Below are 23635 nucleotides of genomic sequence, written 5' to 3'. Positions count from 1 at the left end.
AGCAATATCCGGATTTGATCTAGGAGAGGATGTGAACGAATTTATTGTCGATGTAACGGCAGAGAACGCCCAACAAATTCTGATTGAAGAGTCCATGAAGCGCCCGGTAGTGGTGGACTTTTGGGCCGATTGGTGTGAGCCGTGCAAGCAGTTGATGCCGGTGTTGGAAAAACTGGCCAATGAGTATAGCGGTCAGTTTTTATTGGCGAAGGTCAATGCAGATACCGAGCAAATGCTGGCGGGTCAGCTGGGTGTACGCAGCTTGCCCACGGTAATGGTTTTAAAAGATGGCCAGCCGGTAGATGGCTTTGCCGGTGTGCAGCCAGAGACACAGATTCGTGAGATGCTGGATAAGTATCTGCCAAAACCCTGGGACATAAAGTTGCAGCAGGCACAGGCGTTAATCGGTGAAGATAAAGTGGCGGAAGCCCTGCCTCTGTTGCGCCAGGCTTATACGGAATCGTCTGAACGCACTGATATCGCCAAACAACTGGCTGCTATCCTGCTCGACCAAAACCGTGCCCAGGAAGCGGAGACTGTGCTCAGTAAAATTCTGCTGGCAGATCAGGATGCGGAATACCAGCAGCTGATGGCTCAATTGGAGCTGAAGCAACAGGCAGCGGAAACTCCAGAAATTCAGGCTCTGCAAAAGGCGCTGGAAGAAAACCCTGCGGATAGCGATTCTGCTTATCAATTGGCCGTGCAGTACAGTCAGGCCAACCGCCATGAAGAAGCACTGCAATTATTGCTGGATATTTTGCGTAAAGACATGGGCTTTGCCGATGGTGCTGCCAAGCAGACGTTCCTGGATATTGTAAAAAGTCTGGGGGCTGGCGACCCTGTTGCCACTCAGTACCAGCGCAAGTTAATGACTATGATGTTTTAAAAAATACTTTACCGGTAAACAAAGGGGCCCAAGAGGCCTCTTTGTTTTTGGGGGAGAGAAGGACGATTATTTATGTATAAGCTATGTGTTTATATTCCCGAGTCTCACTTGGAAGCGGTAAAGCAAGCGCTATTTTCCGTGGGGGCTGGGCGTATTGGCGACTACGATAGTTGTTGTTGGCAAGTCCTGGGAGAGGGGCAGTTCAGGCCGCTGGATGGGAGTCAGCCATTTATTGGTCAGTCGGGACAGGTCGAGACTGTAATGGAATACCGTGTGGAGATGGTCTGTGCCGATGAGCTGGTGGATGCTGCTCTCAATGCAATGCGAGCAGCTCACCCCTATGAAGAGCCGGCGTTTGACCTCTGGCGATTGGATGATCGCTGCAGTAGTGCCGGCTTAAATAAAGCAGAGGTCTCTTAAAGGCTATCGAGTACCTTTTGTCGTTCGTGGCTTTTTTGCTCGATCGCTTTCGCATCTTCCAGTAATTTTGAAACACTGGTGTGATGGGTCGGCAGTTTATTTTCGGCGGGGCTACTGTCTTCAACGATCGAGTCAGAACTCAAGTCAATAGGGTCATTGGCGGTGACTGTATTTAGAGGCTTGACGCGGTGAATACGCACGTGTGAATCCAACCCCTCCGGTACGGTGTCTGAGAAGTGCCAGTTCCCATCTTTATCTTTCCAGGTAAAAACCTCAGATGTTTGCTTGGTAGAATCCCCTTGAGGCACAAGCCCACTGGAAGTTGCCAGCTCTTCAATTTTTGAAACCGATTCCTGGGTGGTTTCGCGCACACTTTGCATAGCTCGCTCACCGGTTTCGCGAATCGCTGAAATATCCGGTTTTTGTGGCAGCCAGTCGGAGGGTGACATGATGGGTTTGCCATCTGGGCCCGGTAAAATCATTGGCAGGACAATGCCTACCAGTAATAAAGCACCGAGCATTGAGAAGTATTTCATGCAAACATCCTTTTAATGCAGGGTCATTAACTAAAGTGGCTCACAGCTTGCGATTGATGACGCCACGATGCAGCTGGTACTGGCCGATACGCGTGTCATCGAAGTAATGCTCCAGAGTACGGTGCATGATAGGAAACGCGATTTCTTTCCAGGGAATTTCATCTTCGCGAAATAGCTCCACCTCAAGAGATTCTGGCCCGGGCCCGAAATTCATATCGGTCAATTCCCCCCGGTACATCATATAAACCTGATTGATGTGAGGAATATCATAAATGGAGTAGAGATCGTCCACACGAATACTGGCCCGGGCTTCTTCCCAAGATTCCCGTAAGGCGCCTTCTTCACTTGTCTCACCACTCTCCATAAATCCGGCAGGTAGGGTCCAAAGCCCCAAGCGCGGTTGTATAGCGCGCTTGCACAACATTACTTTATTGTCGACGTAGGGGAGGACCCCGACAATAACACGGGGGTTAATGTAATAAATGGCGCCGCAATCGCCACAGGTGTGGCGGGGGCGGTCATCGCCCTTGGGAATAGAAAGTGTTACGGCGTTACTGCCGCATTGGCTGCAAAATTTCATGGCGTCAGTATACCCATGCAAGATTTGAGCGCCAGCTTCCCGACCGGTTGACGCCTATAGTTGTTAGTGATGTTGAAGTATAAAGGCGGTATCTACCCTGCGATGGCGCGTTTTTTTCTGCTCGGACTAGCGCTCCTTGTCCTTTGCGCCTGTGGCGGTAAAGGCGAAGAGGAAAAGGCGCCACCTCCCCCGCCAGTAGAAGTACTGGTTGTTAGGGAGGAGCCTGTTATCCCCCGCTTTGAATTTGTCGGGCGGGTAGAGGCAACTGATGAATATCAAGTCCGCCCACGAGTACAAGGGTATATCCAGAGCCGCAATTTTACCGAGGGGGAAACCGTCCAGAAAGGGCAGTTACTGTTTGAAATTGACCCGCGCCCTTTTATTGCCGAACTGGCGAATCAGCGCGCTACTCTGGAACAATCCCAAGCCTCCCTGAGAGTTGCTGAGCGGAACTTCCACCGTGGCCGCCGTTTGGTGGCCACTGGGGCTATCAGCCAGGTACAGATGGATGAGCTTGAAGGCAATTTTGAGGAAGCGGAATCCCAAGTCGATGCCAATCGCGCCAAAGTGCAAAGCGCTGAGCTGGATCTTTCTTATACCAAAGTTTACGCGCCACTCACTGGAAGAATCGGGCGTACAGAATTTCCAGTGGGTTCCCTGGTAGGGCCAAGCACCGATCCCCTGGCCACCATCGTAAAAATGGATCCCATTTATGTGCTCTTTGAAGTGCCAGAAGAGCAACTTTATGCGGTGCAGGTGGATTCCCAGAGGCGACAGCGAGAGGGTTTAAGTCCCACTCGCCTGGATGTCCGCATTGAGTTACCCGACGGCAATTACTACCCCCATAAGGGCAAAATCGTATTTATCGATAATCAGATCGATCCCAATACCGGATCGGTAGCGGTGCGCTCCCTGTTTCCCAATCCAGGCCAACTATTAGTACAGGGCCAGTTTGCCCGAGTTTCCATAAGCGTCTACACCGGCAATGACGCCCTGAGGCCGCTGGTACCCCAGTCAGCGGTCATGGAGGATATGCAGGGCCGTTACGTCTTTGTTTTGGGCAAAGATAATATTGCGGAGAAGCGCTACCTGACCTTGGGGCAGAGGGAAGGGGAGTTGTGGGCTGTAGATCGCGGGCTTGTCGCCGGTGAATCTGTAATCGTTAATGGTTTGCAGAGGGTTGTCGCAGGAAAGCCGGTGACGCCGCAAAACACCCCTAGAAACCCCTACGATGTTGAAGCACCACCAGCCCCTCCCGCCGAGCAAAGTAGTAGTTCTGCGGCGAAATCTGGCTCTACAGACAGTCAAGGGGAGAGAGAGCTACGGGTAATTGATGGAGAAGCGGCACCAGTAAGCCCTGAATCTGAGGGGCATGACGATGACTACAAATAGCTGTCGCTGCCCATGATTAGCGCCTTTTGTATCCGGCGGCCACGATTCGCCTTTGTTATTTCCATACTGATCACCCTCGCTGGGATACTCTCCTTGCCACAATTGCCGGTGTCGCAATTCCCTGAAATAACGCCACCGACCATCAATGTCGCCGCCACGTTTGCCGGTGCCAGCGCCGAAGTAGTGCGCGATAGTGTGGCTGTGCCGATTGAGTCGCAAGTTAATGGTGTGGAGGGCATGGATTATATGTCTTCCACCAGTGGCAATGATGGCTCCTACAGTCTCACAGTGACATTCAAGCCTGGCTACGACGATGACATCGCCCAGGTTAATGTTCAGAACCGGGTGGAGCAGGCCACTCCCCAGCTACCTGAGGATGTGAAAAGAGATGGGGTGGTAGTTTCCAAGCAGAGCACCACGCTGTTACTAGTAGTCAATTTGTTCTCCCCAGATGAAAAGTTTGATGAATTATTTCTGGCGAATTACGCCGAGATTTATTTAAAAGATGAATTGGCGCGGGTGCTGGGGGTGAGCAGTGTTGTTATTTTTGGCTCGCGTAATTACGCCATGCGCCTCTGGCTCGACCCCAACCGGATGGCCTCGTTAGATGTCACCGCCCAGGATGTTATCTCTGCTGTGCAGGCACAGAACGTAGAGGTAGCTGCCGGTCAGATCGGGGCGCCACCGATCCGCCAAGATCAGCAGTTCCAATACAATATTTTGGTGCAGGGGCGCTTGGTATCTCCCAGTGAGTTTGAGGACATCACCATCCGCGCCAAGCCCGATGGCGCCATGGTAAAAGTCAAGGATGTGGCGAGGGTGGAGCTGGGAAGTGAATCTTATTCTTCCTATGGGCAATTGGATAACCAGGCTTCAGCAGTGATAGGGGTGTACCAGCTGCCGGAGGCAAATGCGATTGAAGTAGCCGATGGTATTAAAGCTAAAGTTGCGGAACTGTCGAAGCGCTTCCCCGATGGGTTGGAAGCGGAGATTCTCTACGACACCACATTATTTGTAGAGGCCTCAATTAAAGAGGTTGTGGAAACACTGATTATTGCCCTGATACTGGTAATACTGGTGGTTTTTTTGTTTCTGCAGGATTGGCGCTCTACGCTGGTACCAGCCATTGCCATTCCCGTATCCCTGATAGGCACCTTTGCCCTAATGCTGGCATTTGGGATGACGATTAACACCATCACATTGTTTGCCTTAATCCTGGCGATAGGCATAGTGGTAGATGATGCGATTATCGTGGTGGAAAACACCCAGCGGTTAATGGCTGATGGCCTCCCGCCAAAGGAAGCCGCGCTGGAATCCATGCGTGAAGTTACCGGCCCCGTTATTGCTACTACCCTTGTTTTGTTTGCAGTTTTTGTCCCGGTAATGTTGATGCCGGGAATTACGGGAAAAATGTATCAGCAGTTTGCTGTCACCATTTCAATGGCGGTGGCCATTTCCTCCCTGAATGCACTTACACTAAGTCCGGCTCTCTGTGCCAGTTTGTTAAAGCCGAGCAAAGACGGGGAAGTAGCCGGTATTAAAGAGACCGGTATTTTTGGTTTCTTTAATAAATCTCTGCATATTTCTACAGGTTTTTATGTGGGAATGGTGAGGGCTTGTATAAAAATACCGCTTATCGGTATTGCCTCAATTATTCTGATTTTATTATTCTGTTATTTACTCTTTACCCGAATCCCCACCGGTTTTATTCCCGATGAAGATCAGGGCACGTTTATGTTACACGTGCAGTTGCCAGATGGATCTTCCCTGGAGCGAACCGGACCCATTGTCAATCAAGTGACCGATGTTCTAATGGAAGAGCCAGGTATGGCTCATGTGGTTGGAGTGCCCGGTTACAACCTACTTACCAGTAGTGTTTCTTCTAATACGGCAATGATGTTTGCTGTGCTAAAACCCTGGGATGAGCGCCCGAATAGAGAAGATAGCCAGTTTGCCATTATGGATCGGGTACAGAAAAAGTTAACTGCAATTCCCGATGCGCAAGTGCTGCCGTTTGTCATTCCACCACTTCCGGGTATTGGCACTGTTGGTGGATTTGAATTTGTACTCGAAGATCTACAGGGGCGTAGTATTACTGAATTGTCACAGGTCTTGTTTGACCTGTTGGGCAATGCCAATCAGCGCAGTGAAATCTCCCAGGCCTTTACCAGTTTTCAGGCCGCTACACCGCAGCTTGAATTAAAAGTAGATAAAGAAAAATCGCATGTGCTTGGGGTCCCCCTGCCGGATGTATATTTAACGTTGCAAACCTTTTTGGGGGGCTATTACATCAATGACTTTAACCTGTATGGAAAGGTCTTTCGTGTAATCGCTCAGGCCGATGCACAATTTCGCGATAAAGAGGAAAATCTGGCTGGCTTTTATGTTCGTGCCAATAGTGGCGGTTTGGTACCGCTGACTTCTATCTCAACTATTACTCCGGTGGTCGCGCCACAAACAATAACCCGTTACAACTTATATAACAGCGTCACTATCAATGGATCACCGGCACCGGGGTATTCCAGTGGCCAGGCAATGGATGCTATGGAAGACTTGGCATCAAAGTTGCCAGAAGGTTATGGATACGAGTGGACGGGCATCAGCTTACAGGAGGTGACTGCGGGTAATCTGGCCCCAATCCTGTTCTCTTTGGCCGTTATATTTGTCTACTTGTTTTTGGTCGCCCAATATGAGAGCTGGACTATCCCCTTTGCGGTGATGTTGTGCGTCCCCATTGCGATTGGTGGCGCTATGTTTACGGTATTTATTGCGGGGTCTATCAATAATCTCTACACGCAGATCGGCTTGGTATTACTGATTGGGATGGCAGCAAAGAGTGCGATTCTGATAGTAGAGTTTGCCTGCGTGGAACGCGATAAGGGCCGGTCTATTGCGGATGCGGCTCTGTCGGCCACGCGCCTGCGATTCCGTGCGGTATTAATGACGGCCATGTCCTTTATTTTAGGGGTAATTCCACTACTGGTCGCCACCGGTGCTGGCGCAGTAAGCCGGGTTTCCCTGGGGCTGGTGGTCTTTGGCGGCATGTTGGCTGCGAGTCTCTTCGCCACTTTGCTAGTGCCTGTGTATTACGCCTTGGTGCAAACGGTGCGGGAAAAGCTGAAAGGGGGCTATACCCCCAAAATTGATGAGGATAAGACCGCGAATGATGGGTCTGAATCCACCTGAGCCAAGCTGTTGATTGTGTGGTAGGGTGGTAAGTCACAAATGGATATTGTGGCATATCGCTCAGTGTTACTGCTGAAAACCGGTATGATGAATGTTAAGGAGCCTCGTAGCAGTCGGGGTAGGACACAGATTTATGCTAGAGATCATTGAACAGAAAATCGTAGGGCAGATTGAGGACTTGGAAGCAAGGGTTCCGGTAGGACCTGACCTGCAAGGCCATGCCGCAGTATTGATTGCCCTGACAGAAGAGCCGGACCCTCAAGTAATTCTCACTAAGCGCTCTGCAAATCTCTCAACACATTCCGGTGAAGTTTCTCTTCCTGGAGGGCGCTGGGATGCCACGGACCCATCGCTTCAATTTACCGCCTTGCGTGAGGCTGAAGAAGAAGTCAGCCTACCTATGGATGACGTGCGCGTACTCGGCCCCCTTTGGCCGCGGACTACCCGCTGGCAGGTACATGTGACTCCTTGGGTAGGTATAATTTCACCGGATATCCAATTGTTCCCGAACCCAGGAGAATTGGATGCGGTATTTCGGGTTCCCCTGTCTTTCTTTCTTGCAGACCCGCGTATTCGCACTGATCGTATTATTATTGATAACCAGGAAATATACCTTCCGGCGTATATGTATGAAAACTATGAAATCTGGGGCTTTACTGCGGGAGTCTTAACCGAATTTTTAGTGAAAATACTGGGGGCATCAATAGGGCGCCGCGATGATGTGCCACTGCGTGCACTTAATTAGCTCGGCTTACTAAATAGGTTTTATTTTTGGGGAGGTTCAGGTATTGGCTCACCTAAGTCATCCCAAGCATCGATTAATATTTTCATTATTTTTCCGGCATCCGGGTCGGCGCTGAGGATTGGGAAATCAGGGGCTTCAGGAAGTTTAACTTCTTCTCCTCGTCGACATTCGATTAACCAGTTGTCATCGACTTTAACGAGTTTGTCCCGGTACTCTCCAACAGCAGAAATGCGATAGCCGGATCGTGTTGCTATGATTTCTACGGTCGTTGCTTTCCCAGAAGCAGATTGCCCATCTTCAGAAATGAAATGCAGGGGGGAGCTTGTAATATGTCGGCTTCCCAACTTGCTGTGAACCGCTGCGTAGCGCTCCAGTTTTTCTCTTCCCCGAATCATAATATTGCCATGCTCAAATCGGCCATTGGGTGTAAATAATGATGCCCAGCCTCGGGCATCATTACTGTCGATAGTTAATGTGTAACGGGCGAGTAGATCATTAATCGCTAGCCGATCTTTAAGATGTTGAATCTCATTCATTCCTAACCCCTGATCTTTGTCGCCATTAGTTATTTAAGAGGATAGTTTCTAACGATGGATTTTGGGTAGCTTACTTAGGGTATCAATAATCAATTAATCAAACTTGGTTATCCAATTCCTTCTTCCATTGGTAACCTGGAGAGAATGATTTATAAGCGTGAGAAGTGTGTGTTTATGTAAAGCGAAGTAATACCAGCCTCAAAAACCTTTGTCGTTTGATGACTATCCCACAAATTTAATCAGTGGTGGGATTTATTTGAGACATAAGTACTAGATATACTGTAAGTTTCTTATATTCTTATTTTTTCTTATTGTATACGTTATTGGGTTGTTTGAATGAGATCTCTCTCTTTTTTCTGTGTGTTGCTGGGAATCGGATTAATCCAGGCTTGTGCAATGTCTACGGTACCCCCTAAGTATCAAGGGCAATGGGCTGGAACCCAGGAATCCTGTAAGGCCTCTTCTGCAGATAATTTGATGACTCTGGCGGACAATCGAGTTCTGTTTACTGAATCATCAGGGCAATTGATGTCGGCTAGCCAGAATGATGGCAACCTTCACCTGGTATTTGATATGCAAGGCGAAGGGGAGCAGTGGAAATCAGAGGAAGTCTACTCTCTGACTTCAGGAGGAAACGTATTGGTGCGTTACACTCAAGATTCCACATTTAAGTATTTTCGCTGCAATTAATGATATTGAATGTTGCGATAATTAGCCTAAAAAAGGTAAGGGGAACTATTACTAGAGTTTCTTCTCCTCAAACTTAGGAGACTTTGAATAATTCCTTGATGCCTCTGGTTTCCAGGACGGTTCACAATCAAGTTGCGGCCTCGCAGAAATGTCTAGACCTTTCAAGAAGTCGCAACTCAGAGTGTGGACCGCTCTGAAAACCCCGTAAGGCGAGCCTTGAAGGCCGCGGGCATTACAGCTGCGAAAAGCTCTCTCTCATTTCCATCTTTGTGCTCATGCAGATAAGTTGTAGGCTATACCCGATAATAGAAGTGTCGCCTCCAAAAGCTATAAATATGGCTCTATTGAGCTGAATAACTCTGTAAATAAGCTCTTTTTTACTGTTAATTATTAGCTAAAGATTTTAATTGGGTCTTAATGGCTTTGATAAATTTTTGTACCTTTGCCGGCGGTCTTTTTGAAAATAGATGCATATAATGAATAGGCGCAGCGGCGACAGGTGCTATCGGACAAAGAGCTCCGTTATCAACTCTTTTTCGGGCGGCAATATCAGGTAGCTGGGCAACACCTAAACCGGCTTCAGTTAACTGCATGATGTCGTGCAGGGAGTTGCAGCGTACGTTGGGTCTGACTTTTACTTGAACGCCATTTTTAAATTCATATTTTAATGGTGTGCCCTGCCAATCATTGGCAATATGTGTCCAGTTTTGTAACTCGGTAAGGTCTTCAGGAGTGCCGGACTGCTTCTCGATTAGCTGAGGGCTGGCGTATAGACTTTCACCCAATAAGCCAATCTTTGCAACTTTGGCGGATTGAAGTTCAAGATTGCCTACACGAATGGCCAAATCCACCTGGGATTCAATCAAGTCCATGGGGGAATCATTGGCTAATAGTCTAATTTTCAATTGCGGGTATTGTTCGGCCAGTCTGATGATTGCTGGAACAATCACTGACTCACACAGTGCGTGGGGAGCTGTCACAGATAGTGAACCCGCCAATTTATCGCTATTATTCTTAAGGCCTGCTAATGCTGAGTTATATATATCCTTAATCTCTTGGCAGTGGGCGTAAAACTCTGATCCAGCTTCAGTAAGGGAGAGAGAGCGGGTGCTGCGATAAAGCAACCGTGTGCCAATATCTGACTCCAACCGGGTTACGGCTTGGCTTACTGCTGATTTGGTGCGCTCCAGCCGATCGGCTGCGAGGGTGAAGCTACGTGCCTCAACTACCGCTAGGAATACCTGCATATCTTCCAGGTTTGGCTTCATTGTTTAATTTTCCTAAACACTAATATCAATCAATAGGTATTTATCACAGCTGGTGCCATGAGGCAATCTATACGCATAAGGTCGTTACCTATAGCAGAAGAGGATTTTGAAATGAGCGACATTCTGATTGAGAAAACAAAAGCCGCCAGTGAACAGTGGAAGTCTTACTTTAATAGTGGCGATGCCGCAGGCTGTGCATCTATGTATGAAGAGCTGGCTCAGATGACCGCCAAACCCTTTGGTCTGTTTGAGGGACGGAAGGATATACAAACCTTCTGGCAAAACTTGATTGATCAAGGTTTCGCCGATGTGAGTTATATAGGCGCAAAGATTGAAGTAGTGGACGAAACCTCAACTGTACTTTCAAGTAATTGGAAAATGAACAATGCACAAGGGGTCATTACACGCGAACTTTGGGTTCTGCAGGAAGACGGTACTATGCTGCTACGTGATGATCAATTTGAAGCTATAAATCCTAGTGAAAAGTAAGGGTATTAGCCATGAGTGAATTTTGGTATAGCTTTACCCGCGAGAAAACCGACGAGCAATATAACCCTACACTGTGGACACGACGTCTCCCCACAGATCTTCTACTGCCGTCTCATGCTGAGTTTACCGGGAGCCGTAGCTCTACTTATCGCAGAGCGATTAAGGATGGTTTACAAACTGTCAGTTTTGGGGAAGGTGACTTTGAGGGCTCGATGGATGTTTTCAGGCCAGATGAAGTCTCAGAAAATGCTCCGGTTGTAATCTATATTCACGGTGGCTGGTGGCAGTGGTTTTCAAAAGAGCAGTTTTCTTTTCTGGCCGAGCCTTTTAATAAAGAAGGTTTTGCGGTTTATATGCCGGGTTATCGTATGGCTCCGGATTGGGAAAATGATGCTCCTATGGAGTCTATTGTCACGCAGATGCAGTGGGCAGTAGCAAGCGTGCTGAATGAGGCCGAGGCAAAAGGGGCTCCATCTGTTCATTTAGTGGGGCATTCTGCAGGGGGGCAGCTGGTAGCTTTGTTGCACCAAACGGACTGGAGCCAATTTGGTGTGTCAGTATCAGCCCAAAGTAAGTTTAAGGGCGCGTTTTCTCTTGCTGGGCTTTTTGATATCCGGCCACTGGTAGACAGCTTTGTGAACGATGCCATCCATATGTCGATGGAGTCTGCTGAAAAAGTTAGCCCCCAATTGTTAGAGTCTAGTGTCGACGCAACAGCATGCCCTTTACACTTAATAGTACCTGAATTTGATACTCCAGAATTTTTCCGGCAGACCAAGGAGTATCAAGAGAAAATGCTAAAAATGGGTAACCCCTGTTATTTCAAATTAGCGAATAATCGGGATCATCTTGATCTGATTGAAAAGTTGATCGATGACCGAGATGAAGTTCTAACTTATTTACTGGAGCATATGAAAGGTTAGCGACGATTTGCTATCTTTTGTTCCCGGTAGGGTTTCACTGATGTTTTTCTGTTTTATGACTGCCATAGTCGCATTGCTGAAAGCACTGGTGTGATGCCCTACTGGTGCCTCATTAGGTGAGGCCTCTCCCCCTACTTGCTCGAGTATCACTGTGCGCCTGTTTTGGTAGATCCCTACCGGATTGGCACCAAGATCGATGGTTTTCCCTCCAGATTCCCCTAACGAGTATTGTCGAAAATCCGGATAGTGCAGGGGGCTCGGCCCAGATGTGGCATTACCTTTGGCTTGCATTAGGCCTTTACATTTTTCCAGAACTCTGCTTTATGACACAGAACGACCCCGTGCAGAATCCTTTAGTGGAGAAGGAATATTCTCTTCATTTAGAGGTAGATCAATCTAGAATAAAGCCTAATTGGCGAGCTTTCAGGACTGTCTGTGTTCGATTGTTACAGCTAAACAGTGTTAGTAAATCTGAAACATATTCTCTGACGGTGGAGGGGGAGATGTTGAGCTGAGTCGCTATTTCTTTGTTTGACAGGCCGAGAGAAAGAAGCTCTAGCGTAGTAATCTGTCGAGGAGAAAGTGTTGGAGAGCTGGAATTACTTGGCCCCTCTATAATGACTACTTCACCTTCCATAAAACTATTCAACGCCTTAATTATCGTAGTTTTAGAGCTTGCTTTTGAAATAAAACCATCAGCACCCAATAGTAGCATCTGTTGAATACTAGCTTGTTGATCAATAGTAGAAATGACAACCAGAGGCAGAGCCGGGTATCGGCTTTTTATTTCTTTAAGGCCTTTGAGTCCACTGGTTCCAGGAATATGAATGTCCAACAGGATCAGGCTGATATCGTTGTGACTTGTTAAGGCGGTTATGGCCGCAGGGAAGTCATCCACCTTGATAACCTGGATATTGGGAAAGGCCTCGTGCAATATAAAGCACAATGCATCCCGGTAGAGTTCGTGATCTTCGACTATAAGTACTTTAAAAGTCATTCACCTAGCTCTTTCTACTTTTATCAACCTACCGCTTTTCATGGGATAGAATGATTCGTGGTTATAGAATAAACTCTTGGGGCACCTCAAGGATACTAGAGTTTCCAGATGTTCTATCTTAGAGCTAGAGGACAGTCAATATTTTTGGCTTGGAATAGGATTTTCATGATTAACAACATTCTTAGTTTGGTTAATAAGTACGATTGGTACTTATGAGCTATTACCCACTGAACGAGAATGAACGATACCAGATCTACAGCCTGAGAAAAGCCGAACAATCTCAGAAAGTAATAACAGAACTGTTGAAAAGGTATTCCTCAGCGAATGGTCTAGTACAAGCACACCGGCTAGCTTATTTTTGGTATCAGAGAGTGTATAAGATGCGGAAAGCAATAGATGGTGTGCTGCAACGAATAGATACACTAACTCAGAAAGAGTTAAGCCCCCAGCAACTAGTAGGCGATTTAAAGAGATATAAGGACGTATTGTTACACTGCAACACAATCCATCCGCTGATTTATTCAGATTGGGAAAATAGCGAAGACTTTGTACAAATTTGAGAATTACATCAAAATCCTATCGCAATCGCTATGGTAAGTGCGACTGGGAAGATGGTACCGTGATAGGTAAGGGACGTAGTGGGATGTTGCTGACAATATTTGAGGAGAAGTTGTTATTTACTCTTTTGTTAAATTAAAAGGTAAATGGTTGGAATTGTTGGCTAAAGCAGCGATTACTCATATGGTGCGTTTTAAGTTCGGAATTTATAAAACGATAGTAAAAGGCTTAGAAGCCAATAACTTTCTCCCCCATTTATACTCATCTTGGGGAGGAGGGGGCCATGAGAACGCTAGTGATTGTATTCGACAGCATTCGTCAAGGAAAACGGATTTTAGTAGCGTGAAAAATGAGCAGTTCCGATTAGCCAAGTGGTCCCAAATATACTGCATATCTACTTTTCCATCCTCTTCTCTTAAGATGGTAGCTCACCTCTCATCAATTTAGTTTCGCATCAAATTATTTAGCAGTTTCTTTCGGAGGTAGTGTGACTCGCAAGGTATTGTGTCCACCTACAAATAAACTTAATCTATTCCTGACCATATTCTTGGTAGTATTGGTGATGGGGCTTAGCTCTTCCCAAGTAAAGAGGCAATATTCCGCGGAGCACACGGCTAAATTCTTCTCGCCTATCAAGTTAACTAAACCTGATACTCGCTACAGATTGGGTTCCCTCAATCATTCCTCCGATTTCATCGTCGCTTCAGAAGGTCTGTTATTGGAAAATGCTCCGGATCTTGTTCCCCAGGGGCAAGCATTTGGTCAGACCCCCGACTTTGAGCAACACGACCGATTCTGGCTGTACGCTAACATTGTCAATTATTCAGAAAATAGTGACTGGGTATTACACATCAGAAATTTCGATTTCCAGCAATTTAGGGTATTGATCAGGGGAAGAGATGGTCAGGTTGTTCACACTCTAAGAGACACTGACTTTCTTGACTCTACTGACATCAGCACTATCGGTCGGGCAGTAAATATTGAGCTACAAAAGGGTGAATCCTATTTATTGGTTATTGAGTTGAACGCTAAATTTACTACTGGCTATCCATACTTGGCGTTGATGGGGGAGTATCAATACAAGCTCTGGAACCTGCAGATGGATTATGTATTTAAAATAATGATCGGCATTATTCTTGGATTCATCCTGCTTGGCTTTCTTTGCTGGCTACTAATGGCAGAAATGACCTTCTTTTGGGGGGCTCTCTCTTCTCTCTTGATGCTGATCTATTACATTGAATTTAGCTGTATGCCCGCTATTTTGTGGCAATCAACTTATGAAAAAGCAACACTATTTTGGTTGTTGGTTTCTTTGTCACTGTTATCTCTATTGGCATTTTCTGCAAGCTTCTTGCAAATCAAGCGTAGCTCTGGAATATGGAATTGTGCGTTTGTGGTGGCGGTCCTGACAACAGTGTCTGTTGCAGTAGCTAGTACCATGATTTCATTTAAAGAAAGTACAGTTCTATATATCTTCAATTCAATATTTGTTTGGCTGCTTATTCTAAGCTCTGGTATTTCCAAGGTTCGCAAAGATGGTCATTATTACACGATTTATATTTGTGGATGGCCTTTGCTGATAATGTTTATTTTGGAAATAACATTAGTCGTTGATCGGCCTTCCAATTCTATCGAGGAAATCAATGATCATTATGAAATGATTCAAGTTCTCTATGTTCAGATTTTTCACATGCTTATACAGGCGATTGCACTAATACTGCGTATAAAAGCTCTATATATGGAAAAGCTGAAAATGGAAAAGCTCAATCATGAAAAGTCTCGTTTCATTGCGCAGAGCAGTCACGACTTGAGCCAGCCACTCTATTCAATGGGTATTTTTCTGGAGCACCTGAACCCACATGTTCATGGTGTGGATGGAAAAATGATGTTTGAACAGCTGAAAAATACACACCACCAGTTGAGTGAATCTTTTCATTCCATCATTGATTTATGCAAACTAGAATACGGGGGTATAATACCTGAACTTAAGTCAATACAACTGACAAATCTGTTCTCCCAACTTCAGGATGAGATGCGGATTTTAGCGGAAGAGAAATCCATTCGATTGAAGTTTCAGCCATGCTCCCTGCAGGTCCTAAGCGATCCAATACTGCTAGAAAGGATGCTGCGTAATTTGATTACCAATGCGATCAAATATACGGATGAAGGTAAGGTGGTTATTGGCTGCCGGCGGCAAGGCAAAAATGTTGTTATTCATGTTACGGATACCGGATGTGGCATTGACAATGAAGATCTGAAGCGAATCTTTGAGATTTATCAACGGTCAGGAAGAAACTCATCGGATTCTAGTGGTTCTGGTATCGGCCTATCCATTGTCAAACTTATTTCTGAATTGTTGAATCACCCTGTGGAAATTAAATCCATCCCTGGAAGTGGAAGTAATTTTACGATTTGCGTGCCTAGACTTGAACATGTTTCGCTGAAGGATGAAAAGGAAACTGAGCCAAAAGAGGACCTACCTGTAGTTGCGTTGGTTTTTCAAGATGATGACCTTAAGGATATGCTTTCTCATTGTTTGCAAAAGTGGCGTTGTCCAGTGTTGACATTTACTTCGGTAGAGGATGTTTGTCAATCCAACGCCCCCCTCTCCATATTGCTGTGTGAATATGCCATTCTCAAAAATTCGTCTCTATCTTCAGATGAGGTAAGTGCGCTGGCTCAGGAAATCTTGGCAGCCTGCACCTGTGACTCTGATACTAATTTGCCGGACAATTGGATTACCCTGTCTCCGACTGCCCCACCAGCTCAGTTACGTGCTTTATTGAATGCGGCAATAAGATGTCGTTAAGGATAACTTTTAATTTGTAATGGATTGATAGGCTAAAGGTAATCCGGGGGAGGATGTTATCAAACGAACTGTATATCATGCTGCAAGATGATTTACTTGCAGCATGATAGGGTAGGAATTATTACTTGATGCTAGGTAGTATTATACAACCTCTTTAGGGGTTTTATATCTCTTCTTTTTCTGAGGGTTGTTGTGGGTTGCGAGCAATAAAATTTCGTACACTCTCTACAAAAACCTTTGAGGCATCCTCCCGCCCCAGCAACAGATGTCCGCTGCTATCAAGCCCTATGAATTCGGCATTGGGAATTGTAGCCGCAATATCGCGAGCGGTTTCGACTGGAATGCGCTGGTCTCCCAGTGAGTGAATTACTAAGGTTGGTACTTTCACTTGCTTGAGTCGCTCACGCACGTCAATATTAGCGGATATAGATAAAAACCGAACTGCGTTTTCTGCGGATGTCGTTAAACGCTGGAATTCATTGAACCAAGAAAGTTCTTCAGGCGTGGCGCTGGGCATGAAGATAGATGAAAATATCTGTCGACATGCAGGGTTTTCTTTTCCCCAGCCTACCTCGGTCAAAGTCATCAATGCCTCGTGCTCTCTGCGAATATCGTCTGTCGAATCTATTCGCCAGCCTGCGGCATAGCCTCCAAACAGGATCAAATGTGATACTCGTTCCGGGTGTCTGACAGCGTACTCTATGGAAGCAGCTGCACCTTGAGATATTCCGAGTAGGGCAAATTTGTCGATTTTGACAGCCGATACAACAGTCTCAAGATCACTCACAAATTTTTCAAAGGACATATTGTCCACATTCCAGTCGGAAAGACCATTTCCACGTTTGTCATAGCGGACAAAATGATGGTCAGAAGCAAGATCGCGAAATAGGGGACTCCAAATTGGGGCATCCCAGTCATGTTCAAGATGGCTGAGCCAATTAGCAGCCTTGATAATGGGGGGCCCTTCCCCCACTGAAGAATAAGCGATGCGTACACCATCATCTGAAGTGCAAAAATGGATCTTTTGCCGAGCAATAAGGTCACTTGCTTTAGAATCTTTGTCGACATCGGCGGTAGTTGGATTGTTTTCTTCGACCACTTTTCTTGTAAGTTCGATCTCGGACCGTGTATTTGGGGACCAGGTAATTCCCGCATTGTGAAACCGTCTTGCCAAATCATGAGTTAAAGCTGAGACTTCAAAAGTGTGTCCAAGGCGATCCAGTAGAGTTAGAAGTTGAGTCGCAGCATTAGGGTTGAGTGGTTCCAAGGCTTCCCATTCACGGGCCTTATTGAGTCGTTCATGGAGGTTAATATCTGGATGTGATGACAGACGGGCTAGCACTTTGCCTTGCAAACGAATTATTTCTTGTCTTTCTGCTGTTAACCACTGTTGGAATAACTCCTGGTCTGGCAAGTCGATACCATCCAGAAAGGGTTGCTGTAAGCTGTCTGTAAGCGAGGCCAACTCCACAGGTGTTAAATTCTTGGCTACGATCTTTTCTTTCAGGATGTTGATATCGATTTCGATATCAGGAGCCGCAATGCCGGCGCGTTCCCGATCTGCTACTAGTCGTTCAGTGGATGTGTCATTCACCAGGGGGCGGAGCTTACTCAATGACCAGCGCAACGCCCCGCGTGGATCATCTGGGGATTCCCAGAATACTTCACATAAGCGTTCGCGACGATGTGGTTTAGCGGTCTTCGCAAGATAGGCAAGAAGAGCGCGTGTCCTTTTTGAGGCTGGTAAATCCACAGCTACGCCATCGCGAAAAACACTTAATTCCCCAAGCATCTTCAGAAAAATTTTCATTTTAATAGTAACCCCGGTGTTGGGTTGCCTGTTATAGGTAAGCTGCCATTCGTAATCCCGTTATTGGCGCTTGCAAAAGTCTTGACTGGATTTCTATCTGCCCCCCCCACTATTTACAGTGGAATCCGTGACTTTTGTTGCTAAGCTGACTCCGTTAGTGTTTCGGGAAACTCTCCATGTACAATCTTTGACCCAGTATCAGACTTAGAAATAGTTATTTACCTGGGGTTGATGTCGTAGTTAGTTAAAATAGCGGTACGGGTTTCTGGTATGAAAGTTCCGACCTCGACATATTTCCCACAGATTGTTTTTTCTTTTGGTGACTGGGCGGATATTAATTCTGGAGGGCGGGGCGGACAACCCGACAAATGTAGGGTAACGCTGACAGGAAGGATATAGCATGCTTTGTATGTTTTGACCTGCCCAGACTGCTTTTTCGTTATCCGCATACTGGATGTTGTTATGTGGCTTAGTTATTTTAGCGGGAGGAATTCTTTCTGTAGACTCTTGCTTTTAGGTCACAATTTAGGTATTCATCTGAGTTCAACTTCGGAGATAAATCTGATAAATAAAGTGGTTCGATTTCTCTTTTATGTCACGCCACAAAGCTTTGAAAACTTTGGCCTATGTAATCAGGTATTTAGTACCAAAGTCATATAACGTTTTGCAGAATTAATAGGCCGCTGACTGAATCCAATCAAAATATCTACTTTCCAACTCTATTTGTTGGCAGGTTTTGCTGGTATTTGATGAGTTTTTGCAGGTATTCACGAGTTGTATGAATTAGCATTTTTAAGCCTGTCTTGTTTAACCAGTTCAATTGCTACTTTGCGGAGCAAGGGGTTTTCAGCTGATCCAGTACCTTATTTTCCAACAGGTCTTGTATTAAGTTATGCACTCATCGCTGAATAGATGATTACTGCCATCCGGCATTCCAGATTGTCATTATTCAAACGATAGAGTACGGCCTTTTCAGCATCGTTCGACTTGCTTATTGATTGATAGCTTAAGCGCACCAACGGGTATCTGCGATCTTTTAAGATAGAACTCTCTTCTTACACAGCCGAAATGGAAATTTTCACCTTTATTTATGTAGGTATTAGCGCAATATCCAGTTGCCGGGGTAATAACAATCTCTTTTGTTTAAGTCATTTTTTGATCATTTCGGTACTGCAGTTCATATCAAATTAGACCGTCAATCCGTCCGCCTAAAACAGATGGTTATTTGCGGTATTAATTTGTGTGTGAATAGCAAGAATTCCTATACCCATGTTTTTTCCACGGAGAGTACCTCGCTCAATCACATGATTGCTCAGCATAAAAATGTGCTACGGCACCGCTATTTAATGCAAAAGCACTGAATACGCGGTTTGAACAGCAAACGATTGGGGAGACGTTTGATGAGTGTGTATAGCGGGCAGTTGGCTTTTCTGTGGGGGGGAGGATGCGTGGTTAGGTCTTGCTGCGGCAAGGCGGTGGCATCTTTGGGTAAAGGGGTTTTGCAGGTGCTCCGTGTTGTGTTGGCCATTGCCTTTGGCTTGGTGGGTTGGTCGGCGAGCACGCAGGCACAAGTGCAACCAATGCCGGCATGTGATTCGAGCCTTTATCTGACGCAAACCGTGGTGCTAAACACGCCTCCAACGGAGTTGATTCGTTTCGATACGAGTTCGGACCCATTTGATTTCACTGTTTTGGGAAGAGCTGCCAATGAGGTCTATAACGGCACTGCGTTCAATCCTTCGGACAACTATCTGTATGCCATTAGGCGCGGGACTAATGTTCTGTTAAGAGTTGGTCGGGATGGCAGTGTAGAGGAGTTGGGAGCTATACAGAATCTTCCAGTCCCCGATCCCAATAATTTTCCTGAGGGTTACGTCTCAGGTGAAATCGATCCAGATGGTAATTACTACGTCAGACGCAATGGTCTCCGAAATATTCTCTATCGAATAAATATATCTAATCGCCGTGCTTTTTCGATCACAACAAGCCTCACGTTTTTGGCGGCGGATCTGGCATGGCACAACGATCGACTGTACGCTGTCGGCAGCCAGAGCACAACTGGTAACAGGGATCGACTGTTCGTAATCAATCCTGCAACGGGAGGGATGAGGCAGATTGGAAGCGGGACACCCGGGGCGAATTTTACGGAAAGTTTCGGTGCCTTGTTCGGCGCCACAAACGGAGTGTTTGGCGTCAACAATGATGGGGGGTTCTATCAGTTTGATACGGGTAGCGGCGTCAGTACCCTGATCTCTGGTATCAGGGGCACTGATACCAATGACGGTGCCAAGTGCGTTACAGAGCCCTTTTTGATTGACTCGGCGATCTCAGTTAACAAAAGCGCGAGTCCTGCCAGCGGTACGTCGGTCTCGGTGGGTGACACCCTGGCCTATACCCTTACGGTGGATGTAGATAATGCCACCACTAGCGGGGATGTGGTGCTGACTGACACTTTGGATGACGGCCTTGACCTGGGTCCTTTGCCAAGTGGCTGTTCGGCATCGGGGCAGCAGATCACTTGCACCCTGGCTGCGGGCGCGGTCGTTGGCTCATACACCTTCGCTTACTCCGCTACCGTGAACGAGGATGCCACCACTGCTGTAGATAACAGTGTCGTCACTGACACTGGAGATTGTGGGACCTGCAGCACCAATCACCCGGTCGATCCGACGATCTCAGTCAACAAAAGCGCGAGTCCTGCCAGCGGCACGGCGGTCTCGGTGGGCGACACTCTGGCCTATACCCTTACAGTGGACGTTGCCAATGCTGTCACCGACGGCGATGTGGTGCTAACCGACACCCTGGATGACGGCCTTGACCCAGGCCCTTTGCCAAATGGCTGTTCGGCATTGGGGCAGCAGATCACTTGCACCCTGGCTGCGGGCGCGGCCATCGGCTCATACACCTTCGCTTACTCCGCTACCGTGAACGAGGATGCGACCACCGAAGTAGATAACAGTGTCGTCACTGACACTGGAGACTGCGGGACCTGCATCACTAACCATCCTGTCGACCCGACAATCTCAGTCAACAAAAGCGCGAGTCCTGCCAGCGGTACGGCGGTCTCGGTAGGTGACATTGTGTCCTATACCCTGACAGTGGATGTCGCCAATGCTGTCACCGGCGGGGATGTGGTGCTGACCGACACCCTGGGTGAAGGCCTTGATGTTGATATTACCAGCCTGCCAAGTGACTGTTCGGCGTTGGGGCAGGAGATTACCTGCACGCTGGCTGCGGGCGCGGGCATCGGCTCGCACACTTTCGATTACTCCACCACCGTGAGCGAGGATGCGACCACCGAAGTAGATAACAGTGTCGTCACAGACACTGGAGACTGTGGGACTTGCATCACTAACCACCCGGTCGATCCGACGATCTTGGTCAGCAAAAGCGCGAGCCCTGCCAGTGGCACGGCGGTGCTGGTGGGTGACACTGTGTCCTATACCCTGACGGTAGATGTTGCCAATGCTGTCACCGATGGGGATGTGGTGCTGACCGACACCCTGGACGAGGGCCTTGACCTCGGCCCTCTACCAAGTGGCTGTTCAGCATCGGAGCAGGAGATCACCTGCACCCTGGCTGCGGGTGCGGCCATCGGCTCGCACACTTTCGATTACACCGCCACATTAAACGACAACGCAACCACTGAAGTTGATAACAGTGTTGTCCCCAACACCGGAGTTTGCGAGACCTGTAGCACATCGCACCCGGTACTTCCGAGAGTGCAAATAAGCAAAACCTCAGATCCGGAAGATGGTATTGAAGTCACGGTAGGTGACACAGTCACCTATACGCTTAACGTGACGGTGAGCAATGGTCCGACCACCGAAGTGCTGACCCTGTCCGATACCCTGAGCGATGGCCAGAGTTTATTGACGGACTCCATCATCTCCCCCCAAGGCGGAAACTGTCTTGTCGCGTCTGGTGGTCTCGAGTGCACCTTGGCAGTGGGCACTGCGCCAGGTGTCTACCTCTTTAGCTACCAGACTCTCGTGGACCCCGATGCAGGCGATACGATCAGCAACAACGTGGTCGCGTCGGGCGGGGGCGGAGATGATCCCGATTGCACCGTTTGTGACACCGGCCACCCGGTGGACAACCACTTGGAATTGCGGTTGGTCAAGACTGCGGGCGTGGGATCTGCGCGGATCGGCGACCTGGTGCGTTACGTGCTGACCGTCGAGAACGTCGGCGTGGTGCCCGTGACGGATGCAGCTCTGGTCGATACACCGCCGCCGGGATTCAACTATGTCGAAGGCTCGATAACCGTGGATGACGGTGATGATGCCTTCGAGCTGTCGCCCGGTCGCTACCCGCTCAGGATAGGTGGCCTCGACATTGATGTGGGTGAGCAGGCCACCATTGCCTATGTGCTGCGCGTCGGCGCTGGTGCTCGGCTTGGTACACAAATTAACTCGGCGGTGGTGCAAAGCGACACCGGTGATTCAATCTCGAATGTGGCCACCGCGCAGGTGACGGTCGAAACGGGCCCACTGCTCGATGACAGTTTGATTTTCGGCACGGTGTTTGACGACCGCGACGCCGATGGCTGGATGGACAGTGCCGCGCTGACGGGAGTGCGAGTGCAGGGTGGATTCGCATCCAGTGCCTATGCTCCCCCGGTGGCGGGCGCCACTGCGCCTTTGCTGCAGGGCATCAATCTGGGCCGTATCACAGCCCGCCAGTCCGAGGGTGATCCTGTTGAGCGGCACCAGATAGTAATTCGAAATAGTCTGGTCGAGCCCGCATTTACCGATGACTTCGTGCTTACCAGCGACCAGGGCGTGACCGTTCGAATGGACGCTGCCGGCAACACTTGGGTTGAGAAATCCGGTGAGGCAGCCCAAGGGCTTAACGCCGCCGAACCGACAGTGGAGCGTCGCCTGTTCCAGAGTGAGGAGGGGCTGGTCGTTGACTATGTGATCAGTAACGCCGGCATAGACGAGCGTGGCCTGCCGGGTGTCCGCCTCGCATCCGTGGAGGGTGTGCTGATTGAAACGGATCAGTACGGCCGTTACCACTTGGTTGATGTGCAAGGCGGCGAACGCGGCTATCGCAATTTTATCCTCAAGGTCGATCCATCCACGCTGCCTCCAGACACAGTTTTCACCACCGAAAATCCACTGGTACGGAAGATTACTCCGGGCGTTCCAGTGCGCTTCGACTTCGGTGTTCATTTGCCGGTAACCCTGTTACCCGGCCGTACCGAGGAGGTTGAGCTGGCGCTGGGGGAAGTCATCTTTGCGCCGGGCAGTGCGGAGGTGCGCGCCGAGTACCGGCCGGCGATTGCCCGCATGGCTGAGGAGGTGGATGCCTACGGTGGCGGCGAGGTTGTCATCACTGCCGATGGACGAAGTCAGGCACTTGCTTTTCAACGTGCGATCGCAGTGCGCGACCTGCTGCTCAAGCAGGTTGAAGCAGAGCACGCACAGATGTTGAGGGTCACCGTGCGCACCGAGGTTCATGAGTTGGTCGGTGGTATCAGCGCGGGTGAGCTACTGCTGGGCACGGTGCTGTTCGACACCGACCGCTCCGAGATCCGACCGGAGTTTGAGGAGCTGTTGGATAACGTGGCTGCCCACCTGGAGGAAATGGGTAGTGGCGTTGTGGCAGTGGTGGGCCATACCGATGTGCGCGCCAGTTACCAATACAACATTGCCCTGGGTTTGCGAAGGGCCAGGTCTGTGTACAACGCCCTGGCTATGAGGTTGAGCCCGGAAGTGCGTTCCCGGATACGGGTCGAGTCCAGTGATGACCCGACAGCGTCTGTCACTTTGCCTGTCACTTCTGAAGATAAATAAGGGGCCGAT

17 protein-coding genes are annotated in these 23635 nt (G+C 48.2%); 10 read left to right on the top strand and 7 right to left on the bottom strand.

Translation table 11 applies throughout. The annotated features are described in order from the left end of the window. The first annotated feature begins 31 nt into the window (after window positions 1–31). Together trxA and ACJJIE_RS11140 are read left to right on the top strand one after the other, a co-directional pair. Window positions 32–886 (top strand): thioredoxin, encoded by an 855-nt coding sequence (trxA, locus tag ACJJIE_RS11145; RefSeq protein WP_282931700.1) that lies wholly within the window; start codon window positions 32–34, stop codon window positions 884–886. 72 nt (window positions 887–958) lie between these two features. After that, the gene (locus ACJJIE_RS11140) at window positions 959–1306 is read left to right on the top strand and encodes a YqfO family protein (RefSeq protein WP_413664811.1); all 348 of its coding nucleotides are present in this window, start codon (window positions 959–961) and stop codon (window positions 1304–1306) included. Here ACJJIE_RS11140 and ACJJIE_RS11135 read toward each other — a convergent pair. Beyond that, complete coding sequence (locus ACJJIE_RS11135; RefSeq protein WP_282931702.1) at window positions 1303–1842, bottom strand: DUF4124 domain-containing protein; 540 nt, start codon at window positions 1840–1842, stop codon at window positions 1303–1305. The genes ACJJIE_RS11140 and ACJJIE_RS11135 overlap by 4 nt on opposite strands. Window positions 1843–1882: 40 nt before the next feature. After that, window positions 1883–2422: an NUDIX hydrolase gene (locus tag ACJJIE_RS11130; RefSeq protein WP_282931703.1), complete on the bottom strand. Its 540-nt coding sequence runs from the start codon at window positions 2420–2422 to the stop codon at window positions 1883–1885. A 69-nt stretch (window positions 2423–2491) separates the two neighbouring features. Between ACJJIE_RS11130 and ACJJIE_RS11125 the strand changes: the two genes are divergently transcribed. The 3 genes from ACJJIE_RS11125 to ACJJIE_RS11115 all read left to right on the top strand — a co-directional run bounded on the left by ACJJIE_RS11125 (window position 2492) and on the right by ACJJIE_RS11115 (window position 7745). Further along, window positions 2492–3814 carry an efflux RND transporter periplasmic adaptor subunit gene (locus tag ACJJIE_RS11125; protein WP_444894641.1) on the top strand — a complete coding sequence of 441 codons (1323 nt, stop codon included), beginning with the start codon at window positions 2492–2494 and terminating at the stop codon, window positions 3812–3814. Window positions 3815–3826: 12 nt separating this feature from the next. Continuing rightward, window positions 3827–7000 carry an efflux RND transporter permease subunit gene (locus ACJJIE_RS11120; protein ID WP_444894640.1) on the top strand — a complete coding sequence of 1058 codons (3174 nt, stop codon included), beginning with the start codon at window positions 3827–3829 and terminating at the stop codon, window positions 6998–7000. 133 nt (window positions 7001–7133) lie between these two features. Beyond that, entirely contained in the window at window positions 7134–7745 is a 612-nt protein-coding gene (locus ACJJIE_RS11115) for a CoA pyrophosphatase (RefSeq protein WP_444894639.1), read from the top strand. 20 nt (window positions 7746–7765) lie between these two features. Here ACJJIE_RS11115 and ACJJIE_RS11110 read toward each other — a convergent pair whose 3' ends face one another. Further along, window positions 7766–8281 carry a nuclear transport factor 2 family protein gene (locus ACJJIE_RS11110; RefSeq protein ID WP_444894638.1) on the bottom strand — a complete coding sequence of 172 codons (516 nt, stop codon included), beginning with the start codon at window positions 8279–8281 and terminating at the stop codon, window positions 7766–7768. Between the two features lie 396 nt (window positions 8282–8677). Here ACJJIE_RS11110 and ACJJIE_RS11105 point away from each other — a divergent pair, with 396 nt between their 5' ends. Next, the gene (locus tag ACJJIE_RS11105) at window positions 8678–8971 is read left to right on the top strand and encodes a hypothetical protein (protein ID WP_282931709.1); all 294 of its coding nucleotides are present in this window, start codon (window positions 8678–8680) and stop codon (window positions 8969–8971) included. Between the two features lie 383 nt (window positions 8972–9354). Here the strand turns inward: ACJJIE_RS11105 and ACJJIE_RS11100 are convergent, their stop codons facing one another. Next, a complete protein-coding gene (locus tag ACJJIE_RS11100) occupies window positions 9355–10239 on the bottom strand; it encodes a LysR family transcriptional regulator (protein ID WP_444894637.1) in 885 nt (294 codons plus the stop codon). 111 nt (window positions 10240–10350) lie between these two features. Here ACJJIE_RS11100 and ACJJIE_RS11095 point away from each other — a divergent pair, with 111 nt between their 5' ends. Together ACJJIE_RS11095 and ACJJIE_RS11090 are read left to right on the top strand one after the other, a co-directional pair. Continuing rightward, window positions 10351–10728, top strand: a complete 378-nt coding sequence (locus ACJJIE_RS11095; RefSeq protein ID WP_444894636.1) for a Cif family virulence factor — start codon at window positions 10351–10353, stop codon at window positions 10726–10728. A gap of 11 nt (window positions 10729–10739) precedes the next feature. Then, the gene (locus ACJJIE_RS11090; RefSeq protein WP_444894635.1) at window positions 10740–11651 is read left to right on the top strand and encodes an alpha/beta hydrolase; all 912 of its coding nucleotides are present in this window, start codon (window positions 10740–10742) and stop codon (window positions 11649–11651) included. Here ACJJIE_RS11090 and ACJJIE_RS11085 read toward each other — a convergent pair. Together ACJJIE_RS11085 and ACJJIE_RS11080 are read right to left on the bottom strand one after the other, a co-directional pair. Then, the gene (locus ACJJIE_RS11085) at window positions 11628–11942 is read right to left on the bottom strand and encodes a hypothetical protein (RefSeq protein WP_282931714.1); all 315 of its coding nucleotides are present in this window, start codon (window positions 11940–11942) and stop codon (window positions 11628–11630) included. The genes ACJJIE_RS11090 and ACJJIE_RS11085 overlap by 24 nt on opposite strands. Before the next feature lie 100 nt (window positions 11943–12042). Further along, window positions 12043–12648, bottom strand: coding sequence for a response regulator (locus tag ACJJIE_RS11080; protein ID WP_444894634.1), 606 nt, complete (start codon window positions 12646–12648; stop codon window positions 12043–12045). Between the two features lie 1045 nt (window positions 12649–13693). Here ACJJIE_RS11080 and ACJJIE_RS11075 point away from each other — a divergent pair. Beyond that, window positions 13694–16015, top strand: coding sequence for a sensor histidine kinase (locus ACJJIE_RS11075; protein WP_444894633.1), 2322 nt, complete (start codon window positions 13694–13696; stop codon window positions 16013–16015). Between the two features lie 163 nt (window positions 16016–16178). On the opposite strand, the gene ACJJIE_RS11070 is transcribed toward ACJJIE_RS11075, so the two are convergent. After that, on the bottom strand, window positions 16179–17825 hold the full coding sequence (locus ACJJIE_RS11070; RefSeq protein ID WP_444894632.1) for a bifunctional AfsR/SARP family transcriptional regulator/alpha/beta hydrolase: 1647 nt from the start codon (window positions 17823–17825) through the stop codon (window positions 16179–16181). Between the two features lie 1400 nt (window positions 17826–19225). On the opposite strand from ACJJIE_RS11070, the gene ACJJIE_RS11065 reads away from it, so the two are divergent. Further along, complete coding sequence (locus ACJJIE_RS11065) at window positions 19226–23626, top strand: DUF6923 family protein (protein ID WP_444894631.1); 4401 nt, start codon at window positions 19226–19228, stop codon at window positions 23624–23626. Window positions 23627–23635 lie beyond the last annotated feature (9 nt).

The organism is Microbulbifer maximicatervae (SeqCode), from assembly GCF_052467325.1.
The sequence above is the reverse complement of the archived record's forward strand: the minus strand, read 5'-3'. Positions and strand labels throughout refer to the sequence as shown.

Excerpts from the sequence above, each read along its gene's own strand:
- ACJJIE_RS11140 (WP_413664811.1), top strand. The coding sequence starts at position 959 with ATGTATAAGCTATGTGTTTATATTCCCGAGTCTCACTTGGAAGCGGTA.
- ACJJIE_RS11135 (WP_282931702.1), bottom strand. The coding sequence starts at position 1,842 with ATGAAATACTTCTCAATGCTCGGTGCTTTATTACTGGTAGGCATTGTC.
- ACJJIE_RS11130 (WP_282931703.1), bottom strand. The coding sequence starts at position 2,422 with ATGAAATTTTGCAGCCAATGCGGCAGTAACGCCGTAACACTTTCTATT.
- ACJJIE_RS11125 (WP_444894641.1), top strand. The coding sequence starts at position 2,492 with ATGTTGAAGTATAAAGGCGGTATCTACCCTGCGATGGCGCGTTTTTTT.
- ACJJIE_RS11120 (WP_444894640.1), top strand. The coding sequence starts at position 3,827 with ATGATTAGCGCCTTTTGTATCCGGCGGCCACGATTCGCCTTTGTTATT.
- ACJJIE_RS11115 (WP_444894639.1), top strand. The coding sequence starts at position 7,134 with ATGCTAGAGATCATTGAACAGAAAATCGTAGGGCAGATTGAGGACTTG.
- ACJJIE_RS11110 (WP_444894638.1), bottom strand. The coding sequence starts at position 8,281 with ATGAATGAGATTCAACATCTTAAAGATCGGCTAGCGATTAATGATCTA.
- ACJJIE_RS11105 (WP_282931709.1), top strand. The coding sequence starts at position 8,678 with ATGTCTACGGTACCCCCTAAGTATCAAGGGCAATGGGCTGGAACCCAG.
- ACJJIE_RS11100 (WP_444894637.1), bottom strand. The coding sequence starts at position 10,239 with ATGAAGCCAAACCTGGAAGATATGCAGGTATTCCTAGCGGTAGTTGAG.
- ACJJIE_RS11095 (WP_444894636.1), top strand. The coding sequence starts at position 10,351 with ATGAGCGACATTCTGATTGAGAAAACAAAAGCCGCCAGTGAACAGTGG.
- ACJJIE_RS11090 (WP_444894635.1), top strand. The coding sequence starts at position 10,740 with ATGAGTGAATTTTGGTATAGCTTTACCCGCGAGAAAACCGACGAGCAA.
- ACJJIE_RS11085 (WP_282931714.1), bottom strand. The coding sequence starts at position 11,942 with ATGCAAGCCAAAGGTAATGCCACATCTGGGCCGAGCCCCCTGCACTAT.
- ACJJIE_RS11080 (WP_444894634.1), bottom strand. The coding sequence starts at position 12,648 with ATGACTTTTAAAGTACTTATAGTCGAAGATCACGAACTCTACCGGGAT.
- ACJJIE_RS11070 (WP_444894632.1), bottom strand. The coding sequence starts at position 17,825 with ATGAAAATTTTTCTGAAGATGCTTGGGGAATTAAGTGTTTTTCGCGAT.
- ACJJIE_RS11065 (WP_444894631.1), top strand. The coding sequence starts at position 19,226 with ATGAGTGTGTATAGCGGGCAGTTGGCTTTTCTGTGGGGGGGAGGATGC.